This window comes from Catellatospora tritici, from assembly GCF_019083965.1.
GTDB lineage: Bacteria > Actinomycetota > Actinomycetes > Mycobacteriales > Micromonosporaceae > Catellatospora > Catellatospora tritici.
Map to the genome: position 1 here is coordinate 84,727 of NZ_JAHRCY010000018.1, position 19,934 is coordinate 104,660.

14 protein-coding genes are annotated in these 19,934 nt (G+C 72.1%); 9 read left to right on the forward strand and 5 right to left on the reverse strand.

All coding sequences use genetic code 11. The annotated features are described in order from the left end of the window. Positions 1-10 precede the first annotated feature (10 nt). The 5 genes from KUA19_RS31595 to KUA19_RS31615 all read left to right on the forward strand — a co-directional run bounded on the left by KUA19_RS31595 (position 11) and on the right by KUA19_RS31615 (position 7,649). Entirely contained in the window at positions 11-622 is a 612-nt protein-coding gene (locus KUA19_RS31595) for a nucleoside/nucleotide kinase family protein (protein WP_217401893.1), read from the forward strand. A gap of 73 nt (positions 623-695) precedes the next feature. Further along, on the forward strand, positions 696-2,735 hold the full coding sequence (locus KUA19_RS31600) for a glycosyltransferase family 39 protein (RefSeq protein WP_217401895.1): 2,040 nt from the start codon (positions 696-698) through the stop codon (positions 2,733-2,735). A 47-nt stretch (positions 2,736-2,782) separates the two neighbouring features. Next, on the forward strand, positions 2,783-4,009 hold the full coding sequence (locus KUA19_RS31605; RefSeq protein WP_308167766.1) for a bifunctional glycosyltransferase family 2/GtrA family protein: 1,227 nt from the start codon (positions 2,783-2,785) through the stop codon (positions 4,007-4,009). Continuing rightward, a complete protein-coding gene (locus KUA19_RS31610; protein ID WP_217401897.1) occupies positions 4,009-6,330 on the forward strand; it encodes a glycosyltransferase family 39 protein in 2,322 nt (773 codons plus the stop codon). Before KUA19_RS31605 ends, KUA19_RS31610 begins: the two co-directional genes overlap by 1 nt. Positions 6,331-6,473: 143 nt before the next feature. Further along, positions 6,474-7,649 (forward strand): sigma factor, encoded by a 1,176-nt coding sequence (locus tag KUA19_RS31615; RefSeq protein ID WP_217401899.1) that lies wholly within the window; start codon positions 6,474-6,476, stop codon positions 7,647-7,649. Between the two features lie 45 nt (positions 7,650-7,694). Here the strand turns inward: KUA19_RS31615 and KUA19_RS31620 are convergent, their stop codons facing one another. The 3 genes from KUA19_RS31620 to KUA19_RS31630 form a co-directional block, all read right to left on the reverse strand. Continuing rightward, complete coding sequence (locus KUA19_RS31620) at positions 7,695-7,919, reverse strand: helix-turn-helix transcriptional regulator (RefSeq protein WP_217401901.1); 225 nt, start codon at positions 7,917-7,919, stop codon at positions 7,695-7,697. Positions 7,920-7,932: 13 nt separating this feature from the next. Beyond that, entirely contained in the window at positions 7,933-8,334 is a 402-nt protein-coding gene (locus KUA19_RS31625) for a hypothetical protein (RefSeq protein WP_217401903.1), read from the reverse strand. Positions 8,335-8,775: 441 nt separating this feature from the next. Continuing rightward, positions 8,776-9,783, reverse strand: a complete 1,008-nt coding sequence (locus KUA19_RS31630; RefSeq protein ID WP_217401905.1) for a hypothetical protein — start codon at positions 9,781-9,783, stop codon at positions 8,776-8,778. A 322-nt stretch (positions 9,784-10,105) separates the two neighbouring features. On the opposite strand from KUA19_RS31630, the gene KUA19_RS31635 reads away from it, so the two are divergent. Further along, the gene (locus tag KUA19_RS31635; protein WP_217401907.1) at positions 10,106-13,252 is read left to right on the forward strand and encodes a GH92 family glycosyl hydrolase; all 3,147 of its coding nucleotides are present in this window, start codon (positions 10,106-10,108) and stop codon (positions 13,250-13,252) included. Positions 13,253-13,304: 52 nt separating this feature from the next. Here the strand turns inward: KUA19_RS31635 and KUA19_RS31640 are convergent, their stop codons facing one another. Further along, complete coding sequence (locus KUA19_RS31640) at positions 13,305-14,279, reverse strand: ROK family protein (protein WP_217401909.1); 975 nt, start codon at positions 14,277-14,279, stop codon at positions 13,305-13,307. A gap of 147 nt (positions 14,280-14,426) precedes the next feature. On the opposite strand from KUA19_RS31640, the gene KUA19_RS31645 reads away from it, so the two are divergent. From KUA19_RS31645 to KUA19_RS31655, 3 genes are all read left to right on the forward strand, one after another. Next, positions 14,427-15,398 (forward strand): LacI family DNA-binding transcriptional regulator, encoded by a 972-nt coding sequence (locus tag KUA19_RS31645; protein ID WP_217402053.1) that lies wholly within the window; start codon positions 14,427-14,429, stop codon positions 15,396-15,398. Between the two features lie 234 nt (positions 15,399-15,632). Then, complete coding sequence (locus tag KUA19_RS31650; protein ID WP_217401911.1) at positions 15,633-16,811, forward strand: acyltransferase family protein; 1,179 nt, start codon at positions 15,633-15,635, stop codon at positions 16,809-16,811. Positions 16,812-16,880: 69 nt separating this feature from the next. Then, positions 16,881-17,216 (forward strand): cupin domain-containing protein, encoded by a 336-nt coding sequence (locus KUA19_RS31655; protein WP_217401913.1) that lies wholly within the window; start codon positions 16,881-16,883, stop codon positions 17,214-17,216. A 4-nt stretch (positions 17,217-17,220) separates the two neighbouring features. On the opposite strand, the gene KUA19_RS31660 is transcribed toward KUA19_RS31655, so the two are convergent. Then, the gene (locus tag KUA19_RS31660) at positions 17,221-19,653 is read right to left on the reverse strand and encodes a hypothetical protein (protein WP_217401915.1); all 2,433 of its coding nucleotides are present in this window, start codon (positions 19,651-19,653) and stop codon (positions 17,221-17,223) included. Positions 19,654-19,934 lie beyond the last annotated feature (281 nt).

Below are 19,934 nucleotides of genomic sequence, written 5' to 3' on the forward strand. Positions count from 1 at the left end.
ACTGGCTTCGATGCTCACCACGTTGCTGGCACGGGTTCAGGCGTTGCGCGCCGCGCGAACCGGCCGACTGCTGGTCGGGATCACCGGCGCGCCCGGCGCGGGCAAGTCGACGCTGGCGCAGCTGCTCGCGCAGCACCTGGGCCGGGCGACGGTGGTGCCGATGGACGGCTTCCACCTGGCCAACGCCGAGCTGGCCCGACTGGGCCGGACCGACCGCAAGGGCGCCCCCGACACCTTCGACGCCGCCGGGTACGCCGCGCTGCTGCGCCGCCTGCGCGACACCGTCGACGAGACGGTGTGGGCGCCGACCTTCGACCACGTGCTGAACGAACCGGTCGCCGGAGCGGTGCCGGTGCCGCCGGAGATCGAGATCGTCATCACCGAGGGCAACTACCTGCTGCTCGACGTCCCGCCCTGGGACCGCGTCCGCGACCTGCTCGATCTGGCCGTGTACCTGACGGCCGACGACGCCGAGCGGGTCGACGGCCTGCTGTCGCGTCAGCGCGCCAAGGGCCTGGACGAGGCGGCCGCCCGAGACTGGGTGTTCCGCAGCGACGAGGCGAACGCGCGACTGGTCGCCGCGACCGCCCCACGCGCCGACCTCCGCCTGCATCGAGCATGACCGCAGGTGATCCCGAGGTGACATCCAGCTTCGGCTGACGTGCCGTCGAGGCGGTGTCGTCACGCTCGGTGGCATGACCAGCACCCTGACGCCAGTCACGGCCCCGGCGCCCGACACGGACCCACCCCCGGCCGCCCCGCCGCCCCGCTCGTGGCTGCGGCACGCCCCGCTCGCGGCGCTGCTGCTCGGCACCGCGCTGCTGTATCTGGTGGGCCTGTCCAGTTCCGGCTGGGCCAACCCGTACTACTCGGCCGCGGCCCAGGCGGCGTCGCAGAGCTGGAAGGCGTTCTTCTTCGGCTCGCTGGACGGGGCGAACTTCATCACCGTCGACAAGACCCCGGCCGCGCTGTGGCTGATGGGCCTGTCGGTGCGCGCGTTCGGGGTCAACTCGTACGCGATCCTGCTGCCGCAGGCGCTGTGCGGCCTCGGCGCCACCGCGCTGCTGTACGCCACCGTGCGCCGGTTCGCCGGTCCGGCCGCGGGCCTGATCGCGGGGGCGGTCCTGGCCACCACCCCCGTCGCGGTGCTGATGTTCCGGTTCAACAACCCCGACGCGCTGCTGGTGCTGCTGCTGGTCGCCGGGGCGTACGCGGTGACCCGGGCGCTGGAGTCCGGGCAGACCCGCTGGCTGGCCTGGGCGGGCACCGCGGTCGGGTTCGCGTTCCTGGCCAAGATGCTGCAGGCGCTGCTGGTGCTGCCCGCGTTCGGGCTGGTCTACCTGCTGTTCGGGCCGCCCCGGCTGGCGGTGCGGTGCGGGCAGCTGCTGGTCGCCGCCGCCGCGATGATCGGCGCTGCGGGCTGGTGGGTGCTGGTCGTGGAGCTGTGGCCAGCCGGGTCGCGGCCGTACATCGGCGGCACGCAGCACGACAGCGTGCTGGAACTGGCCCTGGGCTACAACGGGTTCGGGCGGCTGACCGGCGAGGAGGTCGGCAGCGTCGGCGGCGCGGGCGGCTGGGGCGAGACCGGGGCGCTGCGACTGTTCGGCAGCGACCTGGCCGGGCAGGCGGCCTGGCTGATCCCGGCGGCGCTGGCGCTGCTGGCGGTCGGGCTCGCGGTCACCTGGCGACGGCCGCGCACCGACCTGGTCCGGGCCGGGTTCGTGCTGTGGGGCGGCTGGCTGCTCGTCACCGGTCTGGTGTTCAGCTTCATGGCCGGGATCTTCCACGCGTACTACACCGTCGCGCTGGCCCCGGCGATCGGCGCCCTGGTCGGCGGGGGCGCGGTGCTGCTGTGGCGGCTGCGGGACCGGTCCTGGGCGGTGGCGGTGGCGGCGGCGGTGCTGACCGCGACCGGCTGGTGGGCGTACACGCTGCTGGGCCAGGCCGCCGACTTCGTGCCCTGGCTGCGCTGGCTGATCCTGGTCGGCGCCCTGGCCACCGCGTGCGCGCTGCTGGCCACCCACCTGCTGCCCGCCTGGTCGCAGCGCGGCGTCGCGGTGCTCGCGCTCACCCTCGGCCTGGCCGGTCCGGCCGCGTTCGCGGTGCAGACTGCCGCGTCGGCGCACACCGGCGCCATCCCGAGCGCGGGCCCGTCTGTTGCCGGTGCCTTCGGCGGCATGCGCGGGGGTCCCGGGGGCTTCGGCAACCGCGGCGGCATGCCGGGCGGGTTCGGCGGCGGTCCGGGCGGCCAAGGCCAGCCCGGCCAGGGCGGTCAGGCTCCGGGAAACCAGAGCCAGGCCGGTGGTCCGGGTCAGGGGACCGGTGACGGGCAGCGGTTCGGTGGCGGGGGTACGCGCGGCGGCATGGGTGGCCTGCTCAACGCCACCACTCCCAGCGCGGAGCTGCAGGCGCTGCTCACGGCCGACGCCGACCGGTACGACTGGATCGCCGCCACCGTCGGCGCCAACAACGCGGCCGGATACCAGCTGGCCACCGGCCGGGCCGTGCTGGCGATCGGCGGCTTCAACGGCACCGACAACTCCCCGTCGCCGGCCCAGTTCCAGGAGTGGGTGAACGAGGGCCGGGTGCACTGGTTCCTCGGCGGCAGCGGCTTCAACTCGACCAGCGGCAGCGACGTGGGCAGTCAGATCGCGGCCTGGGTCGGGCAGAACTTCACCGCCCGGACCGTCTCCGGCGCCACCGTGTACGACCTCACCGAAGGAGCCGTGTCGTGACCGCACCGACCCCGACCAGGCGCGCACCCGTCGAGACTGCTTCGCTGGTGGCTCCTCTCGGCGGTCCGCCTGGACAGCGGCCCACCGTCGACTCCCCACCAGCGCCCACCACGCCGGTGCTCGACGTGGTGGTGCCCGTCTACAACGAGCAGACCGACCTCGGCCCCAGCGTGCGGCGCCTGCACGACTACCTGCGCGCCACGGTGCCCTACCGGTTCCGGATCACGATCGCCGACAACGCCAGCACCGACGCCACCCCGGCTGTCGCCTCGGCCCTGGCCGCCGAGTTCGCCGAGGTCACCGTCGTACGGCTGGAGCAGAAGGGACGCGGGCGGGCGCTGCGGCACGTCTGGTCGCACTCGGACGCGGCGGTGCTGGCGTACCTCGACGTCGATCTGTCCACCGACCTGGCCGCGCTGCCGCCGCTGATCGCGCCGCTGCTGTCGGGCCACTCGGATCTGGCCATCGGCACCCGGCTCACCCGGCAGTCGCGGGTGGTGCGCGGCACCAAGCGCGAGGTCATCTCACGCGGCTACAACCTGCTGCTGCGCGGCACCCTGGCCGCGTCGTTCAGCGACGCCCAGTGCGGATTCAAGGCGATCCGCGCCGACGTCGCCCGCGAGCTGCTGCCGCTGGTCGAGGACACCGGCTGGTTCTTCGACACCGAACTGCTGGTGCTGGCCCAGAACAGCGGCGCGCGCATCCACGAGGTGCCGGTGGACTGGGTCGACGACCCCGACAGCCGGGTCGACCTGGCCGCCACGATCCTGGCCGACCTGCGCGGCGTCGCCCGGCTCGGCCGCAGCCTGCTCACCGGGGCGCTGCCGCTGGCCCGGCTGCGCGCCGAACTCGGCCGCGCCCCGCTGGCCCCACCCGAGAGCTCGCTGCTGCGCCAGGTGGTCCGGTTCGGTCTCGTCGGCGTCGTCAGCACCCTGGCCTACCTGCTGCTGTACGCGCTGGCCCGGCCGTACCTCGGCGCCCAGGGCGCGAACCTGGCCGCGCTGGCGCTGACGGCGGTCGCCAACACCGCCGCCAACCGGCGACTCACCTTCGGCATCCGCGGCGCCGCCGACGCGCTGCGCCACCAGGCGCAGGGCCTGCTCGTCTTCGTCCTGGGCGCGCTACTCACCAGCGGGGCGCTAGCCGCCCTGCACCTACTCGCCGGCGCGACCACGCGTACGGCCGAACTCGCCGTCCTGGTGACGGCAAATCTGCTGGCCACGCTGTTACGGTTCACGCTGCTGCGGTCGTGGGTCTTCAAGGGAGAACACTGATGTCCACACCCGACCCGGTCGCCCTGTTCGCCGCGGCGCCCGACCCGGTGCCCGCGACGGCGACCGAACCCGTCCCGCCCGCGCGGACCTGGCGACCCAGGCTGCCGCTGCTGGCGCTGCTGCTGGGCACCGCCGCGCTGTACCTGTGGGACCTGTCCGCCTCCGGCTGGGCGAACAGCTACTACGCGGCCGCGGTGCAGGCGGGCACCCAGGACCTCAAGGCGATGCTGTTCGGCTCGCTGGACGCGGGCAACTTCATCACCGTCGACAAGACGCCCGCGTCGCTGTGGCTGATGGCGCTGTCGGCCCGGATCTTCGGCTTCTCCAGCTGGAGCATCCTGGTGCCGCAGGCGCTGTGCGGGGTCGGTGCGGTGGCGCTGACGTACGCGGCGGTGCGGCGCTGGGCCGGGGAGGCCGGTGGGCTGCTCGCCGGGGCGGTGCTGGCGCTGACCCCGGTGGCGGCGCTGATGTTCCGCTTCGACAACCCCGACGCGCTGCTGACCCTGCTGCTCGTGCTCGCGGCGTACGCGGTGACCCGGGCGCTGGCACGCGCCTCCACCTGGTGGCTGGTGGCGGCCGGGGCGGCGGTCGGGTTCGGCTACCTCACCAAGATGCTGCAGGCGCTGCTGGTGCTGCCCGCGCTGGGGCTGGTGTATCTGATCTGCGCGCCGACCCGCTTCTGGCGGCGGGTGTGGCAGCTGCTGGCCGCCTTCGGGGCGATGATCGTGGCGGCGGGCTGGTGGGTGGCCCTGGTGGAGCTGTGGCCCGCCGGGTCGCGGCCGTACATCGGCGGGTCGACGAACAACTCCATCCTGGAACTCACCCTCGGCTACAACGGGCTGGGCCGGTTGACCGGCAACGAACGCGGCGGCCTGACCGGCGCGATGTCCGGCGGGACCGCGGGGATGCCGGGCGGGATGTCCGGTGCTGGGATGCCGGGCGGCGGGCGCGGGTTCGGCGGCTTCGGTGGCGACGCCGGACTGACCAGGCTTTTCAACGACACCATGGGGGCGCAGGCGTCCTGGCTGCTGCCCGCCGCGCTGATCCTGCTGGTGGCGGGGTTGGTGGTGACATGGCGGCGGCCACGCGTGGACGCGGCGCGGGCCGGGCTGATCCTGTGGGGCACCTGGCTGGTGCCGCACGTACTGGTGTTCAGCCTGATGGAAGGCATCGTGCACGAGTACTACACGGTGGCGCTCGCCCCGGCCCTCGGCGCCCTGGTCGGCGGCGGCTCGGCTCTGCTGTGGCGGCTGCGCGCGGTCGCTCCGGCCGCCGGCCCGGCGACGATGGTCGGTGTCTCGGGTCCGGACCTCGCCGCAGACGCCACCTTCGGAGTCGGCGGCGGCGCATCCGACGATCGCCCGCCGAGGACGGCGATCTCCGCCGCCGGGGCGGGTCCGTGGGTCGGGTGGGTGGCGCGGGCGGGGCTGGCCGCGGCGGCGGCGGTCACCGGCTGGTGGGCGTACGAGCTGCTCGGGCGGGTGGACTGGCAGACGTGGCTGCGGCCGGTCGTGCTGGTGCTGTGCCTGGGCGGGGCGTTGGCGTTGGTCGCACCGTGGCGCGGGGCTCGGGCGGGCCGGTTCGCGCTGGCAGGGGCGGTGGCGGCGGCGCTGGGCATGCTGGCCGGACCTGCCGCGTACGCGGTGCAGACGGCGACCACGCCGCACACCGGCAGCATCCCGCTCGCCGGACCGGTCAGCTCGGCCGGGTCGGGTGGCATGCGCGGTTTCCCCGGCGGCTTCCGCCCGGACGGCCAGGGCGTGCCCGGCCTGCCCGGGACGAACCCGGATGACGGCACGAACGGCCAGGGCACCACTGCTCAGGGTGCGACCGGCCAGGGCTCCAGCGGTCAGAATCCGGCCGGTCAGGGCGGGGTCGGGCAGTCGGGCCAGGGGCAGGGCACCGCCGGACGGGGCGACGGCGGGTTCGGCTTCCCGGGTGGCGACTTCGACGGCATGCGCGGCGGTGGTGTGCCCGGCGAGGCCCCGGCCGACCCCGAGCTGGTGGCGCTGCTCAAGGGCAGTGACCGGACCTGGGCGGCGGCCGTCTCCGGGGCGCAGAGCGCTGCGGCGCTGGAGCTGGCCAGCGGCAGGTCGGTGCTGGGCATGGGCGGCTGGTCCGGCGACCCGGCCCCGACGCCGGCCCAGTTCCAGCAGTGGGCGCAGCAGGGCCGGATCGGCTACTTCGTCGGTGGCGGCCAGGGCGGTTTCGGCGGCCGGGGCGGCAGCAGCGCGGAGATCGCGACCTGGGTGCAGCAGCACTACACCGCGCTGACCGTAGGCACCCAGACCATCTACGACCTCTCCAAACCCCTCTCCTGACCCCCGCCGCCCCAGCGGCGACCGCAGTGAGGTTTGGCAGGGCCCCTTCTTCGTCGCAAACCGATAAGAAGGGGCCCTTCCTTATCTTCCAAGCGGGTGGGAGGGGGATGCCCGTGGGGGCATCCATTGTGTTGACTATGGGGATGCGTTCGTGGGAGGGCGAGTTCGCCGAGTTCGCGGCGGCGTTGGGTCCGGCGCTGCGGCGCCAGGCGTACGCCAGGTGCCGCGACTGGGCTCTGGCGGAGCAACTGGTGCGGCGGACCCTGCTGCGGCTGTACCGGCGCTGGCCGTCGCTGGGCTACGAGCCGCCGGAGGCGTTCGCGCAGCGTACGCTGCTGCGCGCGCTGCGCCGCTTCGGTGAGGGGGCGCCGCCGGAGGGCCCGGAGCCCCCGTCCGGCCTGGCCTCGGCCGAGCTGATGGAGACGGGGTGGCGGCTGCGCCGCCGCGAGCGCTGGCTCAGCGCGGTCACCACGGTGCTGGTGGCGGCGGGCATCGGGTACGGCATCGTGGTGCTGCGCCCCGATCCGGGCGGCGGACCGCTGCCCGAGGTGGTGGGCTGCATGGATGTGGCGCCGCCGGAGACGCCGCTGCCGTCGCTGACCCGCGAGGCCCCGGCCCAGCCGCCGCAGGCGGGCGAGCGGGGTGTGGGCAGGTTGGCGACGCTCGCCGGTGATCTGCCGTTGCCGCAGGACGAGCCGGTGCCCGCGGACAAGGATCGGTCCGAGAAGTTCGCCTGTCTGATGGCCGATCTGATCGCGACCAGGCTCAATCCGATGGGGCTGCGGCGGGTGGACCTCAGCCTGGCCGACGGCGGCGACAAGCGCCCGCTCGCGGCGCTGTCCGATCCGGAGCTGGCGCCGGGGGCGCTGACGGTGAGCCTGCAGCTGGTCGGCACGTCGGGCTACGGCACGCTGACGGTGTCGGTGGCGCCGACGACGATGGTGCCGGGGCTGAGCCACTGCCAGCGGCTGACCTGGTGCGGGTTCAGCAGCACCACCGACGGCGACGGCCTGATCGAGCAGTACGGCCTGCGCGACGACCCGCCGGACCGCCGGGCCGGTTTCAACCTGGGCACCGACGCGCAGCTGTGGACGGTGCTGCTGTTCACCGGCCATACGCTGATCATGGTGACCATCACCAACACCCCGGACGTGAACGCGGCGCAGGCGTCGAGCCAGCGCAACCCGCCGCTGGGCATGCTGATCACGAACTTCGCCATGGAGGAGCGGCTGGCGATCTTCGACCCGCCCGAGCCTTCGGTCGACCCGTCGGCCGAGCCGTCGTCCACCGGCCGTCCGCTGGTGGACGGCGAGCACTAAGAAATCTCCAACAGCCAGGATCCACCGAGTCGGAGGCGAGCGCGTTCAGGATCGGGCCGGGTCGTCCGTCGTGTCCGTCCGGTCGGGCTGGAAGATCTCCTCGATGGTCAGGCCGAAGACGTCGGCGATGGTGAACGCCAGGGGCAGGCTGGGGTCGTACCGCTCGGTCTCGATGGCGTTGATGGCCTGTCGGGAGACTCGGCACCGGTCGGCCAGATCGGCCTGGCTCCACCGGCGGGCCGCTCGCAGTTCGCGCAGTCGGTTCCTCATGGGTGGGGCGCCCTCATCGGCGCAGGCGGGTGCGCAGGTCGGCGATCGTGAGCCAGATCGCCACCCCGCCGAGCAGGATCAACTGGGTGAGCTGGTGCAGCTGGATGATGCGCGCGGCGTCGAGCACCGTGGCCACCTGCAGTGCCACGAGAACTGCCGCGAAGGCGATGGCCATGCTCTCGAGCTGGACCTTGCGCAGGTACTCGTCCGCGCGCCGGAACGCCCGTACCAGGATCCAGACCACCGAGAGCACGAACACGGTGGTGGCCGCGATCCACCAGGCCTTCTGTGCGGCGCTCTGATCGGGATTGCTGCCCAGCGCCAGGGCGACGGGGCCCAGAACGGCCACGGGTAGGCCGTCGATGAGGACCGCGCGGCGGGCCGCACGCGTCACTAGATCCTGCTGTTTCGCCATGGCACAAAGGTAAAGCGTCCCTTCCATACAGTCAAGCCAACCTGACATCGTGGAAGGTAAGCCTTACAGCCCCGTATGCAGTTCCCTGGACTCGGTTCGGTTCGCTAGATCGCTGTCAGTGGTCAAAACAGCAGGGTCCAGCCGATGTTCTGACCGACGACACCGATCATCGCGGCGCAGACACCCGAAGATCGCCTTCTCCGGTCATTCTCCGGGCGTCTTCAGAGGCCGAATCCGAGATTCCGACCGCCAGCCGCGATCATGCCAAGGGCGACAACGTGCAAGATCGCTGCCAACGGTCATTCTCCGGGCGAGCCGAAGCACCGAATGCGAGCCGAAGCACCGAATCCGCCGCTCGCACCCGCAAGTGACGCCCGCCGACCAAATCCGGCCCCGCTCCACGCGATCCAACCGGAATCGGCGATCGCACAGAACCCCCGACTACGGCAATGTGATCTTGACGATCCGGATCTCGTCATCGTTGTCGCTGACCGCTGCCACCACCTCGCCGCCGGGGGTGACGGAAAAGCTGCTGAACTGGCCGCTCTCGAGAAACTCCACGGTGCGATCAGGGCCGCCGACCAGCCAGAGCCCCGTCCGGTTGCCGAGATGGGCCGCCAGCAGAACGCCGCGCGGTCCCGCCGCGCCGATGCTGTAGACCTTGTCGAACCCGGTGGCGAGCTCGCTGACCGTTCGGGCACTGAGATCGACCTCGTACACGCCGCAACCACCGCCCGGTCGCTCCGGCGGTGGGCCCGATCGGCATACCGAATCCGACTGGCCGGCCACCACGAATGCCTTCGTGCCCGACACCGCGATGCCCGGCACGTAGCCGTGCCTGGCGCAGCCCAACGGCCCGCCGAGCAGCCGCTCCACGTCCCACGTCGACTTGCCGGTGGGGGTCAGCGGGCCGACGGGGATCCAGCTTCCGGCGTCGTACATCCGCAACGCGGGGCACGCCACGGCTCCGATGTCGGGATCGCGGAAGACGAGTACCCCGGTGTCGTCGCGCGACGGTGGTGACAGTGCCTGCAGCGACGGGAGCGCGGCGAGGTGGGACAGCTTCGAGGCCACCGGGTCGATGCGGACCAGTGTCTCGGTGGTCGCGCCTTCGCATCCGGCGATGCCGACCAGGTCACCGTCGACGAATCCGGTCACTTCGTAGAGGGTCGGGGCGCGGCAGTCGTCGGAGTCGAACTCCAGCGTCCGGCCGATGCCGTTGGTCAGGTTCACCACGTGCGTCGAGGGCTCGGGGGCCGAGGATCCGCCCGAATAGCCGTAGGTGACGTAGAGGGCCGTCGTCGCATCCACCAGGACGGGTGGACCGCCCAGCGCTTCCACGCGGGCGTGAATGGACGCTTCGCCGACCGGGGTGATGACGTCGGACTGCCCGCAGGCCCCGAGCAGGCTCACGAGCGCCAGGGTGGCGGCGATGCGAAGTCTGGACACGGCCACTCCTGTTGTCGTTCGGCAAGCCGCGCCGGATTCTGCCGCATCGCGGCACGTCATGGGGGGCGGGCAGCCGCCTGGCTCACTTCTTGCCGAACATCCAGCGGATGGCCACCACCAGCAGCAGGATGCCGATCACGATGCCGAAGACCCGGGTGTACAACGCCTCGCTGGACATCGCACCAGCGTAGTGAAGCCCGAGGGCGGAGCAGAAGGGTGCCGCGCGGCATTCTTGGTCCGAAGTATTGACATGTTTCAGTTAAGAGGCTTGTCTGTTCCTTGCACGTTGACAACGTTGTCTCCGTCCCTGAGGAGAACAGGCATGTCCCGATCCCGGCAACCCCTGCGGCGCCTGGCATTACTCGCCGCCGTGAGCCTCGTCGCCAGCGCCGCCGCCACCGCCGTGGCCGCCCCCGCGCACGCGGCGAACCTCAACCTCACCCAGTACGTCAACCCGTACATCGGCACCGACGACAGCAACTCGCCGAACCCGGTCGGCGGCGGCGCGGGCGGCAGCACCGTCCCCGGCCCGGTCCTGCCGTTCGGCATGGTGCAGTTCAGCCCGGACACCCCGACCGCCTCCCCGTCGGGCTACCGGTTCAGTGACAGCCAGATCCAGGAGTTCAGCCTCACCCACTTCAACGGGGCGGGCTGCTCCAACAACGAGGACATCGGCATCCTGCCGATCACCGGCGCGCTGGGCACCTCGCCCGGCACCGCGTGGACCAACTACCAGGCCACGCAGGTCAAGGGCAGCGAGATCGCGCAGGCCGGGTACTACAAGGCGGTGCTGTCGACGTACGGCAACACCGCGGCGGAGCTGACCGCCACCACCCGTACCACCATGATGAAGGTGACCTACCCGGCCACCACCAGCGCCCGCGTGCTGATCAACACCAGCCGCAGCGCCACCGGCAACCGCAGCGGCTCGATCAGCATCAGCGGCTCGAACGTCACCGGCCAGGTCACCGCGGGCGGCTTCTGCGGCTCGTCGAAGACGTACCAGATCTACTTCGCGATGGCGTTCGACCGGGCCCCCAGCGGCGTGGGCACCTGGAACGGCGGCACCATCACCGCCGGGTCGACCTCCACCAGCGGTACCAACACCGGCGGCTACCTGACCTTCGACACCAGCTCCAACGCGGTGGTGCAGGTCAAGACCGCGATCTCGTTCGTGAGCATCGCCAACGCGCAGGCCAACCTGTCGGCGGAGAACTTCGGCTGGGACTTCGCCTCGGTGCGCACCGCGGCCGACACGGCGTGGAACAACATCCTCAACCGGGTGCAGGCCACCGGCGGCAGCGCCACCGACCTGCAGAAGTTCTACACCGCGCTCTACCACGTGCTGCAGAACCCGAACATCGCCAGCGACACCAACGGGCAGTACCGCGGCTTCGACAACGCGGTGCACAGCGCCTCGCACCCGGTGTACCAGAACTACTCCGGCTGGGACATCTACCGCTCCTGGGCGGCCCTGGTGGCGCTGATCGCGCCCACCGAGGCCAGTGACATCGCCAAGTCCATGGTGCTCGACGGCCAGCAGGGCGGCCTGCTGCCAAAGTGGTCGCAGCAGAACCAGGAGGACTTCATCATGAACGGCGACCCGGGCCCGATCGTGGTCGCCAGCCTGTACGCGTTCGGCGCCCGCTCGTTCGACACCGCCGCCGCGCTCACCCTGATGAACAACAGCTCCAACGGCGGCACCGCCCAGGGCAGCGCCATCCGCGGCCGCCAGGGCGAGTACACCAGCCAGCACTTCATCGACGAGGACCCGTCCGACTCGCTGGAGTACTCGGCGTCGGACTTCGCGGTGGCCCAGTTCGCCCAGGCGATGGGGGACACGGCGAAGTACAACACGTACATGCAGCGGGCCCAGTGGTGGGCCAACGTGTTCAGCCCAGAGTCGCAGTACATCCACCGGCGCAACGCCGACAACAGCTGGACCTGGCCGCTGGACCCGGCCAGCCCGTCGGGCTACACCGAGGGCAACGCCGCGCAGTACACCTGGATGACCACGTACAACTACGGCAGCCTGATCGCGCTGATGGGCGGCCCGCAGACCGCCGCGCAGCGCCTGGACCACCACTTCACCCAGCTCAACGGTGGCCTGAGCCTGCCGTACTTCTACATCGGCAACGAGCCCGAGCACAGCGTGCCGTGGGCGTACAACTACGCGCAGAAGCCGGCCGGCACGTCTTCGGCGGTGCGCCGGGTGATGACCGAGTCGTTCACCACCGGCGCGGGCGGCCTGCCCGGCAACGACGACCTCGGCGCCACCTCGGCCTGGTACGTCTGGGGCGCCCTGGGCATGTACCCGCCCACCCCGGGCGCGGACGTGCTCGCCCTGCACGGCCCGCTGTTCCCGTCGATCCTGATCCAGCGCTCGGCGGGCAACATCCAGATCAACGCCACCAACGCGGGCAGCGGCAACCAGTACGTCCAGTCGTTCTCCCGCAACGGCACCGCCAGCAGCAAGAACTTCCTGCGCTACCCGGACGTCGCGGCCGGGGCCACGCTGCAGTTCACCATGGGCTCCAGCGCGAGCTCGTGGGGCACTGGCGCGTCCGACGTGCCGCCGTCGTTCAACGACGGCTGGAGCGCCCCGGCGCCCGCCCCGGCCCTGGGCACCAACCTGGCCGCGGGCAAGGCGACGACCGGTTCGGCCGCCTGCGGCACCGCCGAAGGCCCGGAGAAGGCCGTCGACAGCTCGCTGACCAACAACAGCAAGTTCTGCACCAGCGCCGCCACCAAGTTCCTCCAGGTGGACCTCGGCTCGACGCAGAACGTGTCGTCGTTCGTGGTCAAGCACGCGGCGCTGGGCGGTGAGCAGAGCGGCTGGAACACCGGTGCGTTCAACATCCAGACCAGCACCGACGGGTCGACCTGGACCACGCGGGCCACGGTCTCGGGCAACCGCACCAGCCGCACGTACCACCCGATCGGCACGGTCGGCGCGCGCTACCTGCGGCTGAACATCACTACCCCGGCCAACGACGGCAACGGCGCCGCGCGCGTCTACGAGTTCGAGGCCTACGGCCCCGGCGCAGGCCCCGTGAACGTGGCGCTGAACAAGACCGCCACCGCCGACTCGTCCTGCAACGCCAACGAGGGCCCGGCCAAGGCCGTCAACGGCACCTGGACCGGGGGCAACACCGACAAGTGGTGCTCACTGGGCACCAGCAAGTTCTGGCAGGTGGACCTGGGCGGGTCGTTCCCGGTCAGCTCGATCGTCATCCGGCACGCCGGGGCGGGCGGGGAGAACACGGCCTGGAACACCAAGGACTTCAACCTGCAGGTGTCGTCCGACGGCAGCAGCTGGACCACGGTGGCCACGGTCACCGGGAACACGGCCAGCACCACCACGCACGCGGTCAGCGCCACCGGCCGCTATGTACGGCTGAACATCTCGGCGCCGACGTCCACCACCGACAACGCCGCCCGCATCTACGAGGTCGAGGTCTACTCCTGATCTCGGCGGGCTGAACGCGGGGTCGCCGCCTGGTGCGGCGACCCCGCCTTGGTCAGGACCAGTAGGTATCCCGCTCGTGGATGAGCGCGGCCGCGCCGATGAGCCCTGCCGAGCCGCCGAGCTGGGCCGTCTGCAGGCCGATGCCGCGCAGGAAGCCCATCCGGCCGAAGTGGTCCAGCCCGGCGCGCAGCGACGGAAACAGCAGATCGGCCGATTCGGCCACGCCGCCGCCGATCACCACCTGGCTGAGCTCGCACATTGCCGCCGCCGACACGATCCCGGCCGCCAGCGCCCGCCCCGCCCGTTCGTAGGCGGCGACCGCCACCGGGTCCCCGGCGCGGGCCGCGTCGGCCAGGTCGCGGGCGGTGCCCGCACCGATCGCGTGCCAGCCCTCGCGCAGCGCGTACCGGACCATGCTCGGGCCGCTGGACAGCGCCTCGACGCAGCCCTGCCCGCCGCACGGGCACGGCTCGCCGTCCAGGTCGACCACCATGTGGCCGACGTGGGCGGCGTTGCCGCCGACGCCCAGGAACGGCCGCCCGCCGTGGATCATCCCGCCGCCCACGCCGGTGGAGACCACCAGCACCAGCAGGTCGTCGTGGCCGCGCCCGGCGCCGCGCCAGTGCTCGCCGATGGCCGCGCACGCCCCGTCGCCCGCCAGCCGCACCGGCACCCCCGGCACCGCCTCGCGCAACCGGTCCACCAGCGGAAAGCCCCGCCAGGCGTGGATGTTGACGGGGCTGATGGTCGCGCCGACCAGGTCGAACGGGCCCGCGGTGCTGGCGCCCACGCCGACGATGGGCCGGTCCCCGGCCGCGTCGACCATGCGCTTGACCAGGTCGGCCAGGGCGGCCCAGACCTGCTCGGCGGCGCCGGGCCCGGGGCCGGGTTGCGGCGTCGCGATGCGGTCGGCCAGCACCACCACCCCGTCCGCTCCGATCAAGGCCGCGGCCAACTTGGTTCCGCCGATGTCCACGGCGAGGGCGAGCGTCGAGGGATCGGCGCTGTCAACGGCGGTGTCAGTCATGAAGTCTCCTGGAAGGAAATCTTGTCCAGCAGAGTATGACAACGTTGTCCGGGTCGCGTACACCCACAAGCCCACTACCGAGTACCGTTTTCTGCCGTGACCACTCACAGCGGAACCGGAGCGGGCCGGGCGGGACGGCGCCCGACCATGGTCGACGTCGCGAAACAGGCCGGCGTCAGCCTCAAGACCGTGTCCCGCGTGATCAACGGCGAGCCACACGTGCAGCGGGCCCTGGCCGACCGGGTGCTCGCCGTCGCCGCCGAACTCGGCTTCCAGCGCAACCACATGGCCAGCGCGCTGCGCGCCGGCCGGGCCAGCGCCACCATCGGCCTGCTGATCGAGGAACTGGCCAACCCGTTCTACTCCACCATCGCCCATGTCGCCGCCGAGATCGCCCGCGAGCGCGACACGCTGCTGCTGTCGGCCAGCTCCGAGGAGGATCCGGCCCGCGAGGAGCAGTTGCTGCGCGACCTGTGCTCGCGCCGCGTCGACGGCCTGCTCGTCGTGCCGACCCACGGCGACCACGGCTACCTGCGCCCGCAGGTGGAGCTGGGCATCCCGGTCGTGTTCCTGGACCGCCCCGGCATCGGGCTGTCCGCCGACGCGGTGCTGCTGGACAACCGCGGCGGCGCCCGCGCGGGCATGGCCCGGCTGCTGGCGGCCGGACACCAGCGGGTCGGCGTCCTGCTCGACTCCACCGGCGTGCACACCATGAGCGAACGGTTGGCGGGCGCGCGCGAGGCCCTGGCCGAGGCGGGGGTACGCGACGACCCGGCGCTGGTCCGCGACGGCGTACGCGACCCCGCGGGCTCGGCGGCCGCGGTCGCCGAGATGCTGGAGCGCCGCGACCCGCCGACGGCCTTCCTGGCGCTGAACAACCGCATCACCGTGGGCGCGGTGCAGGAGCTGTGGCGGCGGGGGAGCGCGGCCGGTCTGGTCGGGTTCGACGACTTCGAGCTGTCGCACCTGATGCCTCGACCGCTGACGGTCATCTCGTACGACACCCGCGAGCTGGCCCGGCAGGCCACCCAGCTGCTGTTCGCCCGCATCGACGGCGACCGCACCGCCCCCCGCACCATCGTCCTGCCCACCGAACTCATCGACCGCGGCCTGGCCTGAGCCCGCCCGCCGCGGCGGCGGCGGTCGATGATGCAGTTTCACGAAAACTGCCCGAAAATCAGCTCAGATTCGTGCACTTTCCCTGAAAACTGCACCCAGCCCGCACCCGGCAGGTCGTGACTTTGGTGGTGGGGCTGCCGTGGATTAGCATGACCGCCGCTGCCCGGCAGCTCCTGCACACCCCTGCACCAAGACCGGGACGGTCCGCCGCCCGGGTCGTAAGGAACCCAGCTCATGAGCACCGCCACGGGCGTCACCGCCGATGCCACCGTCGAACTTCCCCGCGTCGTCGGGCCGGTCCAGCACCGGTCGCCGGCAGAGCAGTCGGCGCGGCCCGGCCGGGAGGGCGGTGGTGACCGGTTGCGGGCGCTCGACGGGCTGCGCTGGCTGGCCGCGCTGTCGGTGGTCGCGTACCACTATCTGGCCTTCGGTCGCAAGACCGGCGCCTGGGGCGTGCGCCCGGCCGAGATCTTCCCGGTGCTGAGCCAGCCCGCGTCGTACGGCTGGCTCGGGGTTCAGGTCTTCTTCCTGATCAGCGGTTTCGTGATCTGCATGTCGGCGTGGGGGCGCGGGGTGTCGCACTTCTTCGTCTCGCGCGCCTCGCGGCTCTACCCGGCCTACTGGGTCTCGGTCCTCCTGATCACCGCGGTGGTGACGCTGTGGCCGGTCGTCGTCGAGCCGCGCACGGCCCGCGAGGTGCTGGTGAACCTGACCATGCTGCAGACGCCGCTGGGCGCCCCGCACGTGGACGGCCTCTACTGGACGCTCTGGGTCGAGCTCGTCTTCTACCTGCTGTTCTCGGTCCTGGTGTGGCGCGGCCTGACCTACCGCAGGGTGCTCGGGTTCTGCATGATCTGGACCGTGGCGGCGGTGCTGCTGCCCGCCCTGAAGATGCCACTGGTGAACACGCTGGTGATGCGCGACTACGCGCCGTACTTCGTGGCCGGGATCGTCTGCTACCTGATCCACCGGTTCGGGCCGTCCCCGCTGCTGTGGGGCGTCCTCGGCGTCAACTGGATCATCGCGGTGTACCGGATGTATCCAGAGCAGGCGGAGCACGTACGGGTGATGGGCGGCACGACGCCGGCGGCGACCTGGCCCGCCCTGCTCATCATCACCGGCGCGTTCGCCCTGGTCGCCGCCATCGCGCTCGGCTGGTTCAGCTGGGCCCGCTGGCGCTGGCTCACCACGCTGGGCGCCCTGACCTACCCCACCTACCTGCTGCACGAGTATCCGGGCTGGACCGCGTTCCGGCTGCTGGTGGGCGAACTGCCGCCGCTGCTGATCGTCGCCCTGGTCTTCACCGGCGTCATCGTGCTGGCCTGGGTGGTGCACCGCTACTTCGAACGGCCCGCCTCCCGGCTGATGCGCCGCAGCCTGAACCAGGCCTTCGCCCGGATACCGCAGGCGTGAAACGCGGGATGCCGCAGGCCTGAAGCCCGGTCGGGCGGGCGGCCGCCGGGGGCGCCTACGCTGTCGGCCATGCGGGTGATCGAGAACGCTGGGCGCTGGAGCGCGCCGGCCGCCGGGTCGGCCAACGACTGGACGGAGCACTTCGCCAACGACGACCTGTCGGTCGGGACGTACTGCATTCCGGCGGGTGGGGTCGACGACCAGTCGCCGCACACCGAGGACGAGATCTACGTGGTCACCGCGGGTCGGGCCCGCATCACGACGCCGTCGGGCGACGCCGAGGTCGGGCCCGGGTCGGTGATCTTCGTACCGGCGCACGAGCCACACCGCTTCGTCGACGTCACCGAGGACCTGGCTCTGCTGGTGCTGTTCGCCCCCGCCTACGGCCGCAGGCGGGGGCAGTGAACACCTAGGACTTCAGCTCGGTGACCGTCACCTCGGTCTCGTCGTCGGGCGGGCCGCCCTGCACCGGCACGTCCGGCACCTCGGGCGCGGGCAGCTCGGCCAGCGCCTTGGCCATGTCGTCCACGCCCTGCCACATCGCCGGGTCGTCCCAGTAACCGGTGTGGCGGCGGGCCAGCGGCCGCGGTTGGCCGTAGATGTACCAGCAGGTGCCCGGGTCGGGCAGCACGACGTCCACGTTGGCCGGGATCAGCGGGTCGAGCGCGAGGCCGCCGATGAAGTCGGTCTCGTACGCGTAGTTGCGCCACACCCTGACCCGCGACTGCAGCCCGCGCAGCACCCCGTCGCCGAAGTAGGCCGGGAACGCCCAGCCGTACAGCGTGCGCAGCGGCGAGCCGAAGGTGGCCAGTGAGAACAGGCCACCGGCGGGCAGGTTGTCCGGCTGCAGCAGGGCCGCCGCCGCGATGACGGTGCCCTGGCTGTGCGCGGCGACGACGACCCGACCGCCGCTGGTGTGCAGCCGCCACAGCCGCCGCTGCAGCTCGGGCACGGCCCGCTCGGCGTACGACGGCGGGGCGAGCGGGTGGTAGGCGCGCGGCCAGAACGTGGAGATGTCCCACAGCACGCCGATGCGCCGACGGCTGGCCAGGTTGGTCCAGCCGCGCCGCAGCAGCAGCACCACCAGCACCGGCAGCGCCGCCGCCAGGTACGTGCCGACGGTGACCGTCCACTGGGTGCCCCAGGGCAGCTCGTGGAAGTACCAGTAGCGGATCTGGATCGCCACCAGCAGGATCAGGCCGACTGCCGCCATCGAGGTGAGCAGCCGGTCGATGTGCCGGGCCATGCCCGCGATCTTGCGGGCGCGCACCACTCCGGCGGTCCACCGGGTGGCGCCCGCGCCCTCCACCGCGCTGTCGTACCAGCCCTGCTCGGCGGTGGGCCGGGGGTAGCGCTTCTCGTCGAGGTAGAACGCCAGCGTCTCCTTGCGCCGCGGGCTGTCCAGGCCCGCCCGCCAGTAGGAGACCAGCTCGTACACCACGAAGACGGCGATCAGCGCCAGTGGGGGAAGGGTGAGGTACTGGTGCAGCGTGGCGACGATCGGGTACACGTACAGCGTGTCGTGATCGACGGCGAGGCCGGGCAGCAGCAGCCGCGAGGAGACCTCGGCGAACACGTCGATCACCCGCAGCATCGCGCCCAGCAGCACCGCGTTGAGCAGCGCGATGCTGACGGCGAGCACCACGAACGGGCCGTAGATGAAGAACGTGCCCTTGCGCCAGCCGCCCAGCAGCGACGAGACCAGCACCAGGCCCAGCGAGCCGAACAGGCCGATGAAGCCCGCGTTGATGGAGTTGCGCATGCCGGGCAGGTAGCTCCACTGGGTCGCCGTGTCCACGCTGGGCTGCAGCACCGCGAAGACGGCCGCGGCCACCAGCGCCGCCGCCGCGACGACCAGCAGCGTGCCGGTGAGCACCCGGTGTACGCCGTCGACGGCGGTGACGAGCAGGGCGCCCAAAACCGCGCCGCCGCCGAGAATCAGCGCCGCCGTCCACCACTGCTCCTGCGCGAAGTCGACCCCGGCCTCGTGCCCGATGGTGTGCGCGGTGTGCACCAGCACCAGCGCGATCCAGCCCGCCGCCGCGGCGACGTGTGCGCAGCCCTGGTCGAACGCGCTGCGGCGACCGTCCCAGAAGCCGCGGTCGGCCAGGCCCCGGCGCGGCTGGGCGGCGCTGACCGCCTCCCGCGCCGGCTCCTGCCCGGCCAGGAACGGGGGCTTGATCTCCTCGTACCGGCTGATGGTGCGCAGGGTGAGGATGGCCAGCCCCACGATGACCAGCAGCGGCAGGATCGCGCCGATGGCGACCCGCTGGGCCGGATGCGCGGCCAGCACCGGATCACGCAGCCAGCTCAGCAGCCAGATCTGGCCCGCGCAGTCGTCGCGGGCGCCGCACTGGTAGCCGATCAGCTCCATCGAGGCGAGCGCGGTGATCAGCACGACGTTGACGGTGATGCCGAGCGCGGTCCAGCGCACCGCCGTCCGGTGCAGCCGGAACAGGAATCCGTTGCGGTGGGTGCGCGGCGAGCACATCCAACCGGCCAGATTGGCCAGTGCGAACGGCAGCAGCAGCAACCACAGCACACGCGAGCCGCTGCGCGAGGTCAGCCCGCCCCACGAGTACGCCTCGATGTGGCGGCTCGGCTGGTCGCGCTCGGGGTCGGGTGGTGTGGCCGGACGGGCGGGCAGGTCGGCGGTGCGGTAGAACCCGGCGATGCGGTCGCCGGAGACCTGCTGCGGGGCGAGGTCGCCGAGCAGGTCCTCGGCGGTGGTGCCGCCCACGCCGTGCAGGCGCAGCTCGGTCACCCCGCCCAGGTCGACAGGGGGTGGGATCAGGCCCGACGGGCGACCCACGGGTGAGGAGCCGTAACGCGGCACAGGCATAGCGACACCCTGAGGTCGAGGTCGCCGGTCCGCAACCGTCCGAATCGGCATACCACCCCCCGCGATCGGCCCCGACCGCGATTTCCCCCCGCGATTCCCCCCCCGCGATTGCCCTCCAAGATTGCCTCCTCGCGATTGCCCCGCGATCGGCCGCCGACCGCATCGGTAAAGGAGCGTGGCATCGCCGCAGGCGATGTAGCGACGCGCCGATGCGGTCGGCTTCAAAGGCCGATCGCCGCGCTCGCGGAGGCGAGCGCCAGCAGCAGAGCCGATCGCCGCGC

Coding starts and splice junctions, on each gene's coding strand:
- KUA19_RS31595 (WP_217401893.1), top strand. CDS start 11: ATGCTCACCACGTTGCTGGCACGGGTTCAGGCGTTGCGCGCCGCGCGA.
- KUA19_RS31600 (WP_217401895.1), top strand. CDS start 696: ATGACCAGCACCCTGACGCCAGTCACGGCCCCGGCGCCCGACACGGAC.
- KUA19_RS31610 (WP_217401897.1), top strand. CDS start 4,009: ATGTCCACACCCGACCCGGTCGCCCTGTTCGCCGCGGCGCCCGACCCG.
- KUA19_RS31615 (WP_217401899.1), top strand. CDS start 6,474: ATGCGTTCGTGGGAGGGCGAGTTCGCCGAGTTCGCGGCGGCGTTGGGT.
- KUA19_RS31620 (WP_217401901.1), bottom strand. CDS start 7,919: ATGAGGAACCGACTGCGCGAACTGCGAGCGGCCCGCCGGTGGAGCCAG.
- KUA19_RS31625 (WP_217401903.1), bottom strand. CDS start 8,334: ATGGCGAAACAGCAGGATCTAGTGACGCGTGCGGCCCGCCGCGCGGTC.
- KUA19_RS31635 (WP_217401907.1), top strand. CDS start 10,106: ATGTCCCGATCCCGGCAACCCCTGCGGCGCCTGGCATTACTCGCCGCC.
- KUA19_RS31640 (WP_217401909.1), bottom strand. CDS start 14,279: ATGACTGACACCGCCGTTGACAGCGCCGATCCCTCGACGCTCGCCCTC.
- KUA19_RS31645 (WP_217402053.1), top strand. CDS start 14,427: ATGGTCGACGTCGCGAAACAGGCCGGCGTCAGCCTCAAGACCGTGTCC.
- KUA19_RS31650 (WP_217401911.1), top strand. CDS start 15,633: ATGAGCACCGCCACGGGCGTCACCGCCGATGCCACCGTCGAACTTCCC.
- KUA19_RS31655 (WP_217401913.1), top strand. CDS start 16,881: ATGCGGGTGATCGAGAACGCTGGGCGCTGGAGCGCGCCGGCCGCCGGG.
- KUA19_RS31660 (WP_217401915.1), bottom strand. CDS start 19,653: ATGCCTGTGCCGCGTTACGGCTCCTCACCCGTGGGTCGCCCGTCGGGC.